Source organism: Pantoea sp. UBA4549 (assembly GCF_002387285.1).
Lineage (GTDB): Bacteria > Pseudomonadota > Gammaproteobacteria > Enterobacterales > Enterobacteriaceae > Pantoea > Pantoea borealis.
The window spans coordinates 415,540-428,935 of the sequence record NZ_DGLH01000005.1 but is presented as its reverse complement, the minus strand read 5'-3'; the positions used below and the strand labels follow the sequence as shown (position 1 = coordinate 428,935).

Below are 13,396 nucleotides of genomic sequence, written 5' to 3'. Positions count from 1 at the left end.
GCGCCTGCTATCAGCACGCGCGCCTGCATCAGTTTACGCTGTCCTGACTCACCAATTTCCGGCAACATCATTTGTCGCTGATAGCGTTCCATCCTGTTCTCCTCAGCTCAGCGTGGCCAGACCAAATATCGGCGTTGACGCCATCGCCATGTCGCGCTTTTCCATCAGCCCCGCCTCACAGGCGCTGCGCCCCGCAGCAATCGCCTGGCTGAACGCCGCTGCCATGCGGATGGGATCGCCCGCTTTCGCGACGGCAGTGTTAAGCAGGATGCCATCAAAGCCCAGCTCCATCGCCTGCACCGCCTGTGAAGGCGCACCGATGCCGGCATCGATAATCAGCGGTGTATCCGGGAACCACGCCCGCATGGCGCGCAGCCCGTCAATGTTACGCAGCCCCTGCCCGGAGCCAATCGGCGCCCCCCAGGGCATTAATAACTCACAGCCGGCAGCCAGCAGTTTCTCGCCAACAATCAGATCTTCTGTGGTATAGGGAAACACGCTGAAGCCTTCGGCGCACAGGATGCGTGCGGCTTCCACCAGCGCAAACGGATCGGGCTGCAGCGTATCAGCGTGCCCGATCACCTCAAGTTTGATCCAGGCAGTATTAAACAGTTCGCGCGCCATATGCGCCGTGGTGACCGCTTCTTTCACCGTGTGGCAGCCTGCAGTATTTGGCAGTACGCGGACGTTCAGGCTGGTCAGCAGTTCGCGAAACGCGGCACCCGCACTGCCTTCCCGCCGCAAGCTTACGGTGATAATTTCACTGCCTGCCGCCGCTATGGCCTGCTGCAGAATGGCCGGTGACGGATACCCGGCGGTCCCGAGCAGAAAGCGCGATGTGCCTGCAAAATCATAAAACATGCCTTACCCTCCCTGCATCGGCGACAGCACTTCCAGCTGGCAGCCTGCCGCCAGCGACTGGTGCGGATAAGCGCTTCTGGGCACGAAGTTGCCATTCAGCGCTGTCGCCACGCAGCTGGCATCAATCTGCTGCTCCTGCAGCAGTTCGCTCACTGTCTGCGCCTGCGTTTCAATGGTCTGTCCGTTAAGCTGGATTTGCATAAGGGGTCTCCTGAGTCAGTTGTTGCATCAGCTGCTCTGCCAGCATCGGCGCCAGCAGAAAGCCGTGGCGATACATGCCGTTAAGATAGTGAATACCGTTTTGATAACGAATTTCGGGCAGGTTGTCCGGCCAGGCGGGCCGCAGGCCACTGGCGCTCTCAATGATGCGCGCTTCAGCCAGCGCCGGATGTATCGTCCACGCGGCGCTCAGCAGCTCCATCATCGCGCGGGCGCTGATCGCGCTGTCATCATCGCTCTCGATCATGGTGGCTCCCAGCATGAAACAGCCGTTGCGCCGCGGGACCAGATAGCAGGGAAAGCGCGGATGCAGCAGGCGAAGCGGTCGCGAAAAATGCAGTTCCTGACTCTGTAAAATAATCATTTCACCACGCACCGCCCGTAATGATGGCAACGCAGCGCGGGCATGAATGCCGCGACAATCGATAATCTGGCCCGAAGGCGTAGCGTGATGGAACGTTGTACCCTGAGCTTCAAGGTTCTGACGCAGTTCGGTGAGTGCCAGCCGGGGATCAAGATGTGCTTCGCCCGCAAACAGCAGCCCCCGTGCGAAACGATCTTCCAGCGCCGGCTCTACCTCTGCCGGATTGACCCACTGATGCGCGAGGGTGAGGCGCGCAAAACGGTTCAGTTCCTGACTGTCGCGTGGCGGAGCCAGCACCAGCGTACCCTGATGCTCAACGCCGCTGACGCGCTGCTGCCACCAGCGGGCGGCATGCTGACCCAGTGAAATAACCTCGGCGGGCGCGCTTTCTGCTTCACACCAGGGTGCCAGCATGCCGCCGGCATACCACGAGGCAGGCGGACGCTGCGCGTCATCGATGACTTCAACGGATTCACCACGCTCCGCCAGCAGAGTGGCCACGCATAGTCCGCTGACGCCTGCGCCTAACACGCTCCAGCGGCTCATTGTCCGGTTTCCGGATAAAAAAGAAGGGTCACATCGGCCTCTCAGTGTTGACTGAGACCCGTAGATACAGGAAGGGAGATAGGGAGGTACAGCCGTTTGCTGCAACATCCAGGACGGCACCGGTCGGGCGCCCTCAGTCTTCCTACGCCAGTATCAACTGGGTCAGGTTCAAAGGGTCGCTGAACCGCGCGGTTGCGCTATCAGCCTCTCAGTCTCTGGGGCGAGACTCCCCCGACATCTTTAGTTTTATTCAAGCCGCATCACGCCGTCAAGGCGCGCCTTTTAAGGTTCTCTTCAGGAGCTTAAATTTTGCACTGCAAAAAACGACTTTTTGCGGTTTCTCACCACTTATAAACAATAACTTAGAAGCCGTTTTGAACACGACTTTATGGCTTATTAGCGTCTGAGGCCAGAAATGAGATCACATTCAATTAATATATTTTTCATGAAAACAGAGAATGTAATGCCACGTTTACGTCTGGTGATCATAAAAGACTCAAAGCCTTGAATCGTCGCGGCGAGGGCTTTGGCTGCTTCCTGTGTGCGGGTAATGCTGCGGTAATGAACCTTGCTGAAGGTGCGACCGGGCACGCCGCCCAGATCCCGGTCATTGTTTCAGCCATGAATGTAGCCCATAAAAAAAACCGCTCGGGACGGGTGTGTTTTATCAGAACGTTTTCATCGGAATGTAATCCGAACAATATCGAATAATTTTTTCATCATCCGTGATTAAGGTCAGCGCCTCCATGTTCGCCTGAGCAACGATCAGCCGGTCAAACGGATCGCCGTGCATATCACGAGGCAAACGCTTAAGACTTACGGTGTGATGTGATGAAATGGGAAGTTCGTTATAACCGTTTGCGAGCAATCCGCGCAATATCTCCTCTGGATCAACCGTAAAATGAGGTTTCTCTAATGCGAATTTTATGGCGATTTCATGAATAGATGCGGCGGAAAAATATAGCTCATTTAAGGGATCAACAATCAGATCGAAACAGGCTTGCGGAAGACGCTTAGAGTCTGCGCAAGCCCAGATAAGATAATGAGTATCAAGAAGATAACGATTAAAGATGTTCCGCGTTCTTACAGGACTAGTCATTGCCACCTTCAAACATCGACTGAATTTCATCTGACATGAAATCGTTGAAATTCTCAGGAATGGCATACTTTTTGTGATCTAAAAAGCCGACACGGTTTAGCAGAGGCGCTGATTTATAAGGAACGATCATGGCTATCGGATCGCCGTGGTTAGCAATGATGAAACTTTCACCACTACTCGCTGAACTCAAAAGCTGAGAGTAACGAGCTTTCGATTCGGCTACGTTCAGAACTTTCATACTAACCTCACTAATTGTGGTCATGAGGTCATATTATCACCTACCTGATAAAAGTGGTCAAGGGGTCATATTTTAGTTAACCCCTTGATCTAATTACTCTTAGGGGATAACCGATGTTTTCTCTATGCAATGGACGAATATTCGGGATCGGAAAATTTGCATCAAACAAAGTTAAACAGGGGTGAAAATTGCCATTGATATCGCCAACGGGCTAATGGGTGCAAAGCGTTCAGTCCCGGATGTTCTTGATCAGCTTTGAGCGCTTAGCATCGACTCAAAATAGTTTTCGTTTTCACCCTATGTCCGGAGCGTGATTTCGGCCCGCAGGTGACATGAAAAACCTGCATCGCAACGGAGTGGATCGCGCAACCAGGCTATGTTATACACACTCATGTTAATGAAAATGATGAAAATTTACGGATAATTATCCGACTACTCTACTTTGGCCAATGACGGAAGACTTATGGAACAGATTAAAATCGCCTTTATCAAGGCTGGCTGGCATAAAGATATTGTGAACAATGCGCTGGCGGGTTTTGTCAGTGAATTCAATGAGCAGGGCGTCGACAGCGTGCTCAAAACCTATGATGTGCCCGGCGCTTTTGAAATGCCGCTGCTGGCAAAGCGCCTGGCCGAAACCGGACGTTTTGACGCTATCGTTTGTGCAGCACTGGTTGTAGATGGCGGAATTTACCGTCACGATTTTGTTGCGCAGGCGGTGGTTGATGGCCTGATGAGCGTGCAGCTCAGTACCAACGTACCGGTATTTTCCGTTTCACTGACGCCACATAATTTTCAGCCGGTCAATGAACTGGAATCTTTTTATACCGAACATTTTATTAAGAAGGGAAAAGAAGCTGCGCGAGCCGTGCTGGCTATTCATCAGCTTAATATTGATTAAGGCTGATAAAGCATTACGTTTGTTCCGCCTGTTTGATAATGGCGTGCAATGCAGAAATAAGCTTATTTACAGGACGCGCAATAATTTCATCATGCGCGTCCTGTCATATTTACTGTTTAACGACTTGCTTCATGGCCAATCAATCCGCCAATAGCCGCCCCGCCCAGCGTACCGAAGGTACTGCCACCGGTCAGCACGGCACCGCCCAGTGCGCCGACGCCAGCGCCAATTGCGGTATTTTTACCACGGTGTGACATGCCGCTGCATGCGGTAACAGAAAAAGCCAGCACCAGCACGGCAACAATATTAAAGCTGCGTTTTAAAGTCATCAAAATCCTCATTACCATTTAAAAAATGGAATGCAATCAGGTTAATGTTGTTTGTTATTTGATCGCCCTTTGCCGAAAGATAGCATGGGTCTCAGGATGCAAATTTAAAGCGTGACTAAAATTAAAGGAAGGTAAAAATTCTTATTTTAGCGTGGCCCTGTACGGGTTCAGAATTGAGCGCTGAGAAAACAGTCAACCGTGAGGAAATAATGGAGAACAGTTCTGAATAAAGGGTAGCCCGCTGCGGCACGCTACCCTTTTTTACTATTAACGCTGAGGATGATTGACTTCAAGCGGGCGCAGATCGAACACCAGCACCTCTGCATCATTACCCTGCGCAAAGGTCAGCGCCGTTTCATTACGCACCCGCGCGCCGTCGCCTGCGTTGAAGCTCACACCATTAACGTTGATACTGCCGCGCGCCACGTGAATATAGGCGTAGCGATCGGCTGCCAGCGTCAGCGTTTGCTGCTCATCACCCGTGAACAAACCGGCATAGATGCGCATGTCCTGACGCACCTGCAGCGAACCGGCGTCACCCTGCGGAGAGACAATCAGGCGCAGTTTGCCGCGTTTTTCCTCTTCCGCCACCGAAACCTGCTGATAGCCGGGCGGGGTGTTACGCTCTGCCGGAACAATCCAGATCTGCAGAAAATGCACGTTGTCATTTTTCGAGTGGTTAAACTCGCTGTGCGTCACGCCGCTGCCGGCGCTCATCAGCTGCACGTCACCCGGTACGATAACGGAACCGGTGCCCATTGAATCTTTGTGCTCCAGCGCGCCTTCCAGCACATAAGAGATGATCTCCATATTGTTGTGCGGGTGAGCACCAAAGCCGCGCCCGGACGCAACGCGGTCATCGTTGATCACCAGCAGGTCGGAGAAACCCACCTGCTGCGGGTCGCGGTAACCGGCAAACGAAAACGTATGACGGGAATGCAGCCAGCCGTGATCGCCGGTGCCGCGCTGATGTGAGAGGCGTTGTTCAATCATGATCTGCTCCTGAATAAGTAAGGAAAAGCGATTTTGCTTCCTGATGTGATTCAGTATACGTAAACTGATTTGCTCAACAATGTGCTGAAATGACAATCACTGTCACGATTTAGTGGACATTATGCAGATAGACGATCTCCGGATTTACGTTGCTGTTATCAATACCGGCAACTTCAGTGCAGCAGCTGAACAGCTGATGCTTTCCAAGCAGTATGTCAGCCGGCGCATGGCGGCGCTGGAAGCGGCGCTGGGCACCCGCCTGCTTAACCGCAATACCCGCAAGCTTTCGGTGACAGAAAATGGTCTGCTGTTTGCGCGTCATGCTCAGCGCATACTGGATGATGTGCAGGAGGCAGAACTGGCGGTATCCGGTCGTCATCAGGCTTTGCAGGGCAGCTTTCGCCTGAGCGTGCCGATGTCATTCGGCATCACGCATCTGTCCCCTTATATTGCCGAATTTCTCACGCTGCATCCGGGGCTGCAATTTCAGGTCGAGCTGGCCGACCGCTATGTGGATATGGTGGGAGAAGGATTTGATATGGCCATTCGTATTGGCACCCTGCCCGACTCCAGCCTGATTGCACGCCGGCTGGGAGAGTTCCGGCGGGTGATCTGCGGCAGTCCCGCCTATATTCAGGGCGCCGGTGCGCCGGAGACGCCTTCGGAGCTGTCGCAGCACCGCTGCCTGCGCTACGGCCGCGAAAGTCAGCAGGGCTGGGAGCTGTTCAGAGACGGGCAGCGCAGCGTCATTGCAGTGCAGGGGCCCATGGTCAGCAACAATGGTGAAATGCTGCGCGACGCGGCAATTGCCGGGCTTGGGCTGATCCTGCTGCCGGAATTCATTGTGGCGCCGGCGCTGGCCAGCGGTGAATTAATTCGCGTGCTGGATGCGTGGCAGCCCGCCTCACTGCATCTTAATGCGCTCTATCCGCAGCATCGCCAGCGCAGCGAGATCCACCGGCAGTTTATTGCGTTTTTGCAGCAAAAAATGGCGGCTCAGTGAGCCAGCGCCAGCAGCGCTGCGCCCAGCATGCCTCCCTGATGGGCATGTCGGCCGGGGATCACCAGCGGCTGCGGCGTACGTCGCAGTACCCGCTGCTGTACCGCCTCGTTAAGGGCGGCTATCAGCGGTTCAGTGGAGGCGAGTCCGCCCCCCACGGCGACGCAGCTGGCTCCGGTGATATTAACGGTATAGGCCAGCGGTTCACTCACGAGCTGGAGCCACGCCTGTAGCGTCTGCTGCGCCTGTTTTTCGTCTGCCTGCCAGCGCGAAACGATCGCTTTGCTGCTGAGCGCTTCATCATGCAGTACGCGATGCAGGGTTTCCAGACCGCGCGCGCCGCCATAGGTATCAAGACAGCCGACCTGACCGCACGGGCACGGCTGCCGCGGTATGGCGACCGTTTTGCCGTCAATATCAACTTCACGCAGAGTGATCGGGCCATGTCCCCATTCACCGGTTAAGCCATTCTGTCCGGTGATCAACCGGCCATCAGCGACCAGCCCGCCGCCCACGCCTGAGCCCAGAATAGCGCCCAGCACCACTTTATGCCCCTGTCCGGCCCCGGCCAGCGCCTCCGCAACGGCAAAGCAGTCAGCATCGTTATGGACCGTGACCGGACGCTGCAGATGTACGGCAAGTTCCTGCGCCATGTGCCGCCCGTGAAAAGCGGGTATGTTACTGGCAAACATTTCGCCACTCAGCGGCGCTACGATCCCGGCGGTGGACACCGCGACCGGGGAGTGCGCGCTGAAATGAGCCTGATGTCTGGCGATCGTGTCGCTGACGGTGGCGCAAAACGTTTCCCATGACCGGGCGGGCATCGGCTGCTGATCGAGCAGCTGAATTTGCTCAGGCTGTGTCATCACGCCGAGTTTGATAAATGAACCGCCAAGATCGAGGCAGATTACCGGTAAGGAAGAGCTGGTCATTGCAGAGTCCGCTGAGTCAGCAAAAAGGTGCTGGCAATGTAAATAAAATAACGCCGACAGGAAACGGGCCGGACAGGTTTTTTCGCATCGGCGCAATCTAAGGCTAAAGCGTGCGCAGCAGCCGCGCAGGATTACCGGCGTAAACGCCTTTTTCAGTAATATCGCGTGTGACCACGCTACCGGCGCCGATCACCGCGCCGCTGCAGATGGTGACCGCCAGAATAGTGGCACCACTCCCTACAGAGACGTCATCCCCCAGCACAATACGACCCCAGCTGGCGCGATCGGCGTCGGGTTTGCCCTCGCGAAACATATCATTGGCGAACATGACGCCATGACCAATAAAGCAGCGCGCGCCAATCGTGACATATTCACAAATAAAACTGTGCGACTGCACCCGCGTGCCGTGTCCGACGGTAGTATGCGCCTGTATTTCGGTGAACGGGCCGACAAATACCTCATCGTCCAGCCTGCATCCATAAAGATTAACCGGCTCAACCACCGTCACATTCTGTCCGGCGCGCACATTCACCACGCCAGCCTGACGCATCATCATACTCATTTCATCAATACCTGAAATTGCGGATTAAACTCATCAAACAGCGGCAGCGCCGCGGCACCCAGCGCGGCGGTATCACTGCCGCTCATTCCGGTACGTATGCGCGTGCCGGTCAGGTAGCGCCCGCGCACAGACTGATAGAGCGGCGGCAGGCGCGCAACAATCTTTTCCAGCAGGGCTGCAGGGATCATACCGCCAATAATCACGCTCTCCGCGTCAAAGATGCACTCCAGCATATTGATGGCCTGACGCAGCGGCGTCAGCGCAGTAGCGATCCACGCGTCAAATGTGTCTGCAGGCACCGCCAGCAAATCGTCCGGCAGCGCGGTCATGGGATCAAGCCCGCAGAATTCATAAGCCGCCTGCAGCGAGACATAGCGCTCCAGACACCCCTGATTGCCGCAGTAGCAGGCGCGCCCGCCGGGATCCACCACCATATGGCCCACTTCGCCGGCGTTGTGTGCATCACCGCTACACACGTGACCATCAACAATAATGCCCGCGCCCAGCCCGGTACCAATGTAGAGATAGATAAACGAGTTAAGATGACGCGCCACGCCGTGAAAGCGTTCACCAATTGCCGCCACCGTGGCATCATTTTCCAGCGTTACCGGCAGCTGGCTGAGCGCCGCCAGCTCGCCTGCAATATCCACATCTTCCCAGCCGTGCAGCGTGGTAGGCCCCAGTGAAGAGAGCCCCTCAACGCCAAAGGGCCCTGGCATCACCACGCCGATACCCAGCACTTTGCGCCAGCGGTTACCCAGCTGTGATTTAATCTCGTCCAGCACCGTGGCAATGCGCGCTAAGGTGGCAGCAGGCTCCGGCTTTTGCACCATAATGAGACGGCGAAAATGGGTCTCGCCGGTTAAATCCACCAGCACAATCAGCAACGTCTGGTGATCAAGATGAATACCGATTGAGAACGCGCTGGCCGGATTAAGCGTTACCGGAATAGCAGGCTGCCCGCGTCCCTGACGTCGCGGTCCGTGGCTTATCAGCAATTCCGCCTGTTCAAGTTCAGCGACGATATTTGACACCGTCTGCGCGGTCAGCGCCGTGAGCCGCGCCAGTTCAGCACGTGTCAGCTCACCGTGCAGGCGAATGGCCTCAATGATTACGCGTCGGTTATGCGCCCGTGCATGTTCGAGGTTAGTCCCTGATGTTCTCATCGTGCTGTTTTCCTTCTGGCGCCTGGCCGCTCTGCCACCGCCACAATATCTATGATCGCTGGCACATTTTACAACCTGTTTACCTGACAGCGGCGGGAAAACGTGCAAAGTAGAAGCAGGACCCGCAGCAGATCGTTTCTGGCACATCGCTTGCTTACCTTTCTGTGGCATGGCAACTGACGCACTCATTTTGCGCGCGTTATTAAATCAATCAAATTGATTTAATTAATCTCTCATAGCTTTCAGGCGGACATATCATGAAAAAATCGGTTCACGGTTGTTTGGCACTGTTTCTGCTCGCCAGCGCTGCCAGCGCCACGGCGGCGACCTCACTCAATGCGCTGTTTATGACTCAGGCGGCCTATAGCGAGAGCGATATTCGCGCCATGACGCAGGCGTTTGAAAAAGCGCATCCGGACGTAAAGGTCAACCTTGAGTTTGTGCCGTATGAAGCGTTGCACGACAAGATTGTCGCGGCGCGTGGCGCAGGCGGAAACGGCTACGACGTGGTGCTGTTTGATGCGATCTGGCCGGCGGAATTCACAAAATTTAACCTGCTGCAGGATGTCAGCAGCCGTATCAGCGCCGAAGACAAGGCGCAGATTTTCCCCGGCGCACTGAAAACCGTGGTGTTCAACGGTAAAACGCTCGGTATGCCGTGGATTCTGGATACCAAATACCTTTACTACAACAAAGCGATGCTGGAGAAAGCGGGTATTCGCGACCTGCCGCAAACCTGGCAGCAGGTAATGGATGACGCGCGCATTATTAAAGAGAAAAAGATCGTGAATTATCCGCTGGTGTGGAGCTGGTCTCAGGCGGAAGCGCTGGTATGCGACTACACCACCCTGGTCTCCGGCTTTGGCGGGCAGTTCTATCAGAACGGTAAGCTTAGCTTCTCCAGCCCCGCTTCACTGCAGGCGGTGAAACTGATGAAAAGCTCGCTTGATGACGGACTGACTAACCCCGCTTCACGTGAGTATCTGGAAGAAGATGTGCGCAAAGCGTTCTCTAACGGCGACGCTGCGTTCGCGCTGAACTGGACTTATATGTACAACATGGCCAACGATGCAAAACAGAGCAACGTTGCGGGTCAGGTCGGCATTATGCCTGCGCCCGGCGATGCACCGGGCAAAGCGGGCGCGGTTAATGGCTCAATGGGCCTCGGTATCGCCAGCGGCAGCACCCATGCCGATCAGGCGTGGCAGTACATCCGTTACATGACGTCCCAGCCGGTGCAGAACAATTATGCGCGCCTGAGCCTGCCTATCTGGAAAAGCTCCTATCAGGATACGGCGGTGATGAAAGATCAGGAGAGCCTGATTAAAGCCGCGAACACCTCACTGAGCGTCATGCTGTCACGTCCGGAAACCGCGGACTATTCGCGGCTGTCCAGCACGCTGCAGCAGCAGCTGCAGCAGGTGCTGACCGGCGGCGCGACCCCGGAAGCGGCCATGCAGGCGGTTGATAAAAGTGCTGCGCGGCTGCGCTAAGGAGCAGGCATGCTGAGTTTGCGTCAACGCGAGCGACGGCAGGCATGGGTGCTGCTGGCACCCATGCTGGTGGTCATGCTGCTGCTTACCGCCTGGCCACTAATGCGTACGATCTGGCTGAGTTTTACCGACGCAGCCCTGATCGGCAGCGGCGATGCGCCCGGCTGGACAGGACTGGAGAACTACCTGTACGCCTTAAGCGATCCCGATTTCCGGCTTTCACTGTGGCGCACGCTCTATTTTACGCTGGTGTCGGTTGCTTTCGAAGGCGTCATTGGCGTGCTGGTGGCGCTGCTGCTTAATCAGCGGTTTGCCGGCCGCAACGTGCTGCGTGTGCTGGTGATCCTGCCGTGGGCGCTGCCGACTATCGTGAATGCGATGATGTGGCGGCTGAATTTTAATCCGGACTACGGCAGCGTGAACGCGCTGCTGACGCAGCTGGGGATCCTGGATGGCTATCGCAGCTGGCTGGGTTCGCCCGACTCAGCGCTTAACGCTGTGATGTTTGCTGATGTATGGAAAAACTATCCGCTGGTCACGCTACTGGTGCTGGCAGCGCTGCAGTCGATTCCGGACGATCTCTTTGAGGCAGCGCGTCTGGATGGCGCCTCTGCCTGGCGACGGTTTCGCGCCATCACTTTTCCGGCCATTGTCGGGGCGCTCAGCGTGGCGCTGGTGCTGCGCACGATTGATGCATTCAAAATATTCGACATCATCTATGTCATGACCCGTGGCGGGCCGGTAGATAGCACCAAAACGCTCAGTTTCTACGTCTATCAGGAGTCCTTCAGCTATCTGCGCGCCGGCAGCGGGGCGGCTTACGCCATCCTGATGACGCTTTTATGTGCGGTGCTGATCGCGCTCTATATGCTGCTGCTATGGCGGCAGCGGCGCCGGGGGTCTGCGCATGAAGCATAAGGTGATGTCTGTTGCTAAATACGTGGCGGCGGCTGCCGTAGCGCTGTCGGTTCTGGCCCCGATGGGCTGGCTGTTTCTGATGAGCGTCAGCGCCACCAGCGACCTGACGCGCGTGCCGCTGGAGTGGATACCGCGCCAGTGGGATTTCAGCCGCTATGGCCGGCTTTTGTCACTGGCCCCGGGTGAACCGGGAACCCTGTTTCTGCACGCGCTGGGTAATAGCCTGCTGGTTGCCACGGGCGGAACGCTGGTCTGTCTGCTGCTGGCGATCCCTGCCGCTTTTAGCTTTTCCCGCTACCCCGGACGCGACGGCTGGCTGTTTGCGGCGCTGGCGATCTACATGGTGCCGCCGGTCGCTTTTGTACTGCCGCTCTACTTTCTGCTGCAGCAGCTGGATCTGCTGAACACCCGCCCGGGTCTGATGATTGTTTACTGCTCGCTGATCCTGCCGTTTCTGACCTGGATGCTCAAAAACCAGTTCGACACCCTGCCGCGTGATATTGAACAGGCTGCCCGGCTCGACGGTCTGCGAGTGTGGCAGGTGCTGCTGCGGATCACACTGCCGCTGGCAAAACCGGTTCTGGGCGCAGCGGCGCTGTTTGGCTGGCTGCTGGCGTGGGATGAGTTTTTCTACGCCCTGCTCTTCACCAGCAATATTACGGCGCAAACGCTGCCGGTGACCATTGCCGGCTTTACTGCCGGACGCGCAACCGATGATGGCCTGATTGCCGCGGTTGGCATTCTGGCTTCGGTTCCCCCTCTGTTAATTGCTGTCTGGCTGCAGAAAACGCTGGTAAGCGGGCTGGCCAGCGGCGGGAGTAAAGGATGACAACTGACTGCAACGCGACGCTCTACGTCGTCGGGAACGTTAACGCCGATTTAATTATGGGCACACTGGATAGCTGGCCGCAGCGCGGGACCGAAGTCATGCTTCCTCAGAGTGAACTGCGTCCGGGCGGCTCAGCGGGCAACTGTGCGCTGGCGCTGGAGGCGATGCAGGTTCGTCATCGCGCTGTCGCCAATCAGGGTGATGATGGCCTCAGCGCCTGGCTGGCGGGCTATTTTCCTCACAGCGCGGCGCACTGGACACGCTACGCCTGCGAAACCTCCATTACCGTTGGCATTACGCACAGCGATCACGAGCGCTCATTTCTGAGCAATTTTGGTCACGTAGCGCAACTCAGCGCGGATGACGTACTGGATCAAATTCCGCTGCGTGCCGTACCGGGAGATATTGTTCTGCTGTGCGGCACCTTTCTTTGCCTGGCACTCAGTTCGCACTATGCCGCACTGCTGGAAGAACTGCAGCGGCGCGGCTTTATAACCGCCGTTGATACCGGCTGGCCTCCGCAGGGCTGGAGCACAGCAGTACGGCAGCAGGTTGCCCGGTGGCTGCCCTTCTGCGACTGGCTGCTGCTGAATGAAGCCGAAACGCAGGGACTTGGCGCGGCGGTGACGCTGCCGGAGAGTGCCCGGCAGCTGGCGGGGGCACTGAGCGGACGTGGCGGTTGCGTGGTGAAACGCGGTGCCGCAGGTGCCGCCTGCTGGCAGGGAGCACACTGGCTGGAACAGCCTGCCGCTGCCGTCACCGTCATGGATACCATAGGCGCCGGTGACAGTTTCAACGCCGGCTTTCTCACCGCGTTGTTGCATCATCAGCCGCTAAGCCGCGCGCTGCAATGGGGTATTGCCGTGGCATCACAGGCGATCAGCACCCAGCCACGCCGCTATCCCGGCTGGCAGCAGCTGCCATTTTCTGCAGAGGAGAAGTAATT

16 protein-coding genes and 1 riboswitch are annotated in these 13,396 nt (G+C 56.5%); of the genes, 6 read left to right on the top strand and 10 right to left on the bottom strand.

What is annotated here, in order from left to right; translation table 11 throughout:
* Positions 1-102: 102 nt before the first annotated feature.
* The 5 genes from B3041_RS03285 to B3041_RS03265 form a co-directional block, all read right to left on the bottom strand.
* Positions 103-861, bottom strand: a complete 759-nt coding sequence (locus tag B3041_RS03285; protein ID WP_292969220.1) for a thiazole synthase — start codon at positions 859-861, stop codon at positions 103-105.
* 3 nt (positions 862-864) lie between these two features.
* Positions 865-1,062, bottom strand: a complete 198-nt coding sequence (gene thiS, locus B3041_RS03280) for a sulfur carrier protein ThiS (protein ID WP_065647470.1) — start codon at positions 1,060-1,062, stop codon at positions 865-867.
* Positions 1,046-1,990 carry an FAD-dependent oxidoreductase gene (locus B3041_RS03275; RefSeq protein WP_292969216.1) on the bottom strand — a complete coding sequence of 315 codons (945 nt, stop codon included), beginning with the start codon at positions 1,988-1,990 and terminating at the stop codon, positions 1,046-1,048. Before B3041_RS03275 ends, thiS begins: the two co-directional genes overlap by 17 nt.
* 122 nt (positions 1,991-2,112) lie before the next feature.
* A riboswitch (TPP riboswitch) is annotated at positions 2,113-2,233 on the bottom strand.
* A gap of 424 nt (positions 2,234-2,657) precedes the next feature.
* On the bottom strand, positions 2,658-3,089 hold the full coding sequence (locus tag B3041_RS03270; RefSeq protein ID WP_292969213.1) for a type II toxin-antitoxin system VapC family toxin: 432 nt from the start codon (positions 3,087-3,089) through the stop codon (positions 2,658-2,660).
* Positions 3,082-3,327 carry a type II toxin-antitoxin system Phd/YefM family antitoxin gene (locus tag B3041_RS03265; RefSeq protein ID WP_065647655.1) on the bottom strand — a complete coding sequence of 82 codons (246 nt, stop codon included), beginning with the start codon at positions 3,325-3,327 and terminating at the stop codon, positions 3,082-3,084. The genes B3041_RS03270 and B3041_RS03265 overlap by 8 nt, the downstream gene beginning before the upstream one ends.
* A gap of 463 nt (positions 3,328-3,790) precedes the next feature.
* On the opposite strand from B3041_RS03265, the gene B3041_RS03260 reads away from it, so the two are divergent.
* Positions 3,791-4,228: a 6,7-dimethyl-8-ribityllumazine synthase gene (locus tag B3041_RS03260; protein ID WP_065647473.1), complete on the top strand. Its 438-nt coding sequence runs from the start codon at positions 3,791-3,793 to the stop codon at positions 4,226-4,228.
* A 116-nt stretch (positions 4,229-4,344) separates the two neighbouring features.
* Here the strand turns inward: B3041_RS03260 and B3041_RS03255 are convergent, their stop codons facing one another.
* Complete coding sequence (locus tag B3041_RS03255; protein ID WP_065647474.1) at positions 4,345-4,557, bottom strand: glycine zipper 2TM domain-containing protein; 213 nt, start codon at positions 4,555-4,557, stop codon at positions 4,345-4,347.
* A gap of 267 nt (positions 4,558-4,824) precedes the next feature.
* A complete protein-coding gene (locus tag B3041_RS03250) occupies positions 4,825-5,550 on the bottom strand; it encodes a pirin family protein (RefSeq protein ID WP_292969206.1) in 726 nt (241 codons plus the stop codon).
* A 121-nt stretch (positions 5,551-5,671) separates the two neighbouring features.
* Between B3041_RS03250 and B3041_RS03245 the strand changes: the two genes are divergently transcribed.
* On the top strand, positions 5,672-6,553 hold the full coding sequence (locus B3041_RS03245) for a LysR family transcriptional regulator (protein ID WP_065647476.1): 882 nt from the start codon (positions 5,672-5,674) through the stop codon (positions 6,551-6,553).
* On the opposite strand, the gene B3041_RS03240 is transcribed toward B3041_RS03245, so the two are convergent.
* The 3 genes from B3041_RS03240 to B3041_RS03230 form a co-directional block, all read right to left on the bottom strand.
* Positions 6,547-7,482, bottom strand: a complete 936-nt coding sequence (locus B3041_RS03240) for an ROK family protein (RefSeq protein WP_292969203.1) — start codon at positions 7,480-7,482, stop codon at positions 6,547-6,549. The two genes, B3041_RS03245 and B3041_RS03240, sit on opposite strands and share 7 nt — an antisense overlap.
* A gap of 103 nt (positions 7,483-7,585) precedes the next feature.
* Positions 7,586-8,038 (bottom strand): acyltransferase, encoded by a 453-nt coding sequence (locus B3041_RS03235; protein WP_292969301.1) that lies wholly within the window; start codon positions 8,036-8,038, stop codon positions 7,586-7,588.
* 2 nt (positions 8,039-8,040) lie between these two features.
* The gene (locus tag B3041_RS03230; RefSeq protein ID WP_065647478.1) at positions 8,041-9,210 is read right to left on the bottom strand and encodes an ROK family transcriptional regulator; all 1,170 of its coding nucleotides are present in this window, start codon (positions 9,208-9,210) and stop codon (positions 8,041-8,043) included.
* Positions 9,211-9,467: 257 nt separating this feature from the next.
* On the opposite strand from B3041_RS03230, the gene B3041_RS03225 reads away from it, so the two are divergent.
* The 4 genes from B3041_RS03225 to B3041_RS03210 are packed head-to-tail and all read left to right on the top strand — an operon-like array spanning position 9,468 to position 13,394.
* Positions 9,468-10,703 (top strand): extracellular solute-binding protein, encoded by a 1,236-nt coding sequence (locus B3041_RS03225; protein WP_292969200.1) that lies wholly within the window; start codon positions 9,468-9,470, stop codon positions 10,701-10,703.
* A gap of 9 nt (positions 10,704-10,712) precedes the next feature.
* On the top strand, positions 10,713-11,621 hold the full coding sequence (locus B3041_RS03220) for a carbohydrate ABC transporter permease (protein ID WP_065647480.1): 909 nt from the start codon (positions 10,713-10,715) through the stop codon (positions 11,619-11,621).
* Entirely contained in the window at positions 11,611-12,450 is an 840-nt protein-coding gene (locus B3041_RS03215; protein ID WP_292969197.1) for a carbohydrate ABC transporter permease, read from the top strand. Before B3041_RS03220 ends, B3041_RS03215 begins: the two co-directional genes overlap by 11 nt.
* Positions 12,447-13,394, top strand: coding sequence for a carbohydrate kinase family protein (locus B3041_RS03210; RefSeq protein WP_292969194.1), 948 nt, complete (start codon positions 12,447-12,449; stop codon positions 13,392-13,394). The genes B3041_RS03215 and B3041_RS03210 overlap by 4 nt, the downstream gene beginning before the upstream one ends.
* Positions 13,395-13,396 lie beyond the last annotated feature (2 nt).

Bases quoted from the DNA above. Each gene is read 5' to 3' on its own strand.
- B3041_RS03235 (WP_292969301.1), bottom strand. From the start codon at position 8,038: ATGATGATGCGTCAGGCTGGCGTGGTGAATGTGCGCGCCGGACAGAAT.
- B3041_RS03230 (WP_065647478.1), bottom strand. From the start codon at position 9,210: ATGAGAACATCAGGGACTAACCTCGAACATGCACGGGCGCATAACCGA.
- B3041_RS03210 (WP_292969194.1), top strand. From the start codon at position 12,447: ATGACAACTGACTGCAACGCGACGCTCTACGTCGTCGGGAACGTTAAC.
- B3041_RS03265 (WP_065647655.1), bottom strand. From the start codon at position 3,327: ATGAAAGTTCTGAACGTAGCCGAATCGAAAGCTCGTTACTCTCAGCTT.
- B3041_RS03215 (WP_292969197.1), top strand. From the start codon at position 11,611: ATGAAGCATAAGGTGATGTCTGTTGCTAAATACGTGGCGGCGGCTGCC.
- thiS (WP_065647470.1), bottom strand. From the start codon at position 1,062: ATGCAAATCCAGCTTAACGGACAGACCATTGAAACGCAGGCGCAGACA.
- B3041_RS03225 (WP_292969200.1), top strand. From the start codon at position 9,468: ATGAAAAAATCGGTTCACGGTTGTTTGGCACTGTTTCTGCTCGCCAGC.
- B3041_RS03220 (WP_065647480.1), top strand. From the start codon at position 10,713: ATGCTGAGTTTGCGTCAACGCGAGCGACGGCAGGCATGGGTGCTGCTG.
- B3041_RS03275 (WP_292969216.1), bottom strand. From the start codon at position 1,990: ATGAGCCGCTGGAGCGTGTTAGGCGCAGGCGTCAGCGGACTATGCGTG.
- B3041_RS03240 (WP_292969203.1), bottom strand. From the start codon at position 7,482: ATGACCAGCTCTTCCTTACCGGTAATCTGCCTCGATCTTGGCGGTTCA.
- B3041_RS03245 (WP_065647476.1), top strand. From the start codon at position 5,672: ATGCAGATAGACGATCTCCGGATTTACGTTGCTGTTATCAATACCGGC.
- B3041_RS03260 (WP_065647473.1), top strand. From the start codon at position 3,791: ATGGAACAGATTAAAATCGCCTTTATCAAGGCTGGCTGGCATAAAGAT.
- B3041_RS03270 (WP_292969213.1), bottom strand. From the start codon at position 3,089: ATGACTAGTCCTGTAAGAACGCGGAACATCTTTAATCGTTATCTTCTT.
- B3041_RS03250 (WP_292969206.1), bottom strand. From the start codon at position 5,550: ATGATTGAACAACGCCTCTCACATCAGCGCGGCACCGGCGATCACGGC.
- B3041_RS03255 (WP_065647474.1), bottom strand. From the start codon at position 4,557: ATGACTTTAAAACGCAGCTTTAATATTGTTGCCGTGCTGGTGCTGGCT.
- B3041_RS03285 (WP_292969220.1), bottom strand. From the start codon at position 861: ATGTTTTATGATTTTGCAGGCACATCGCGCTTTCTGCTCGGGACCGCC.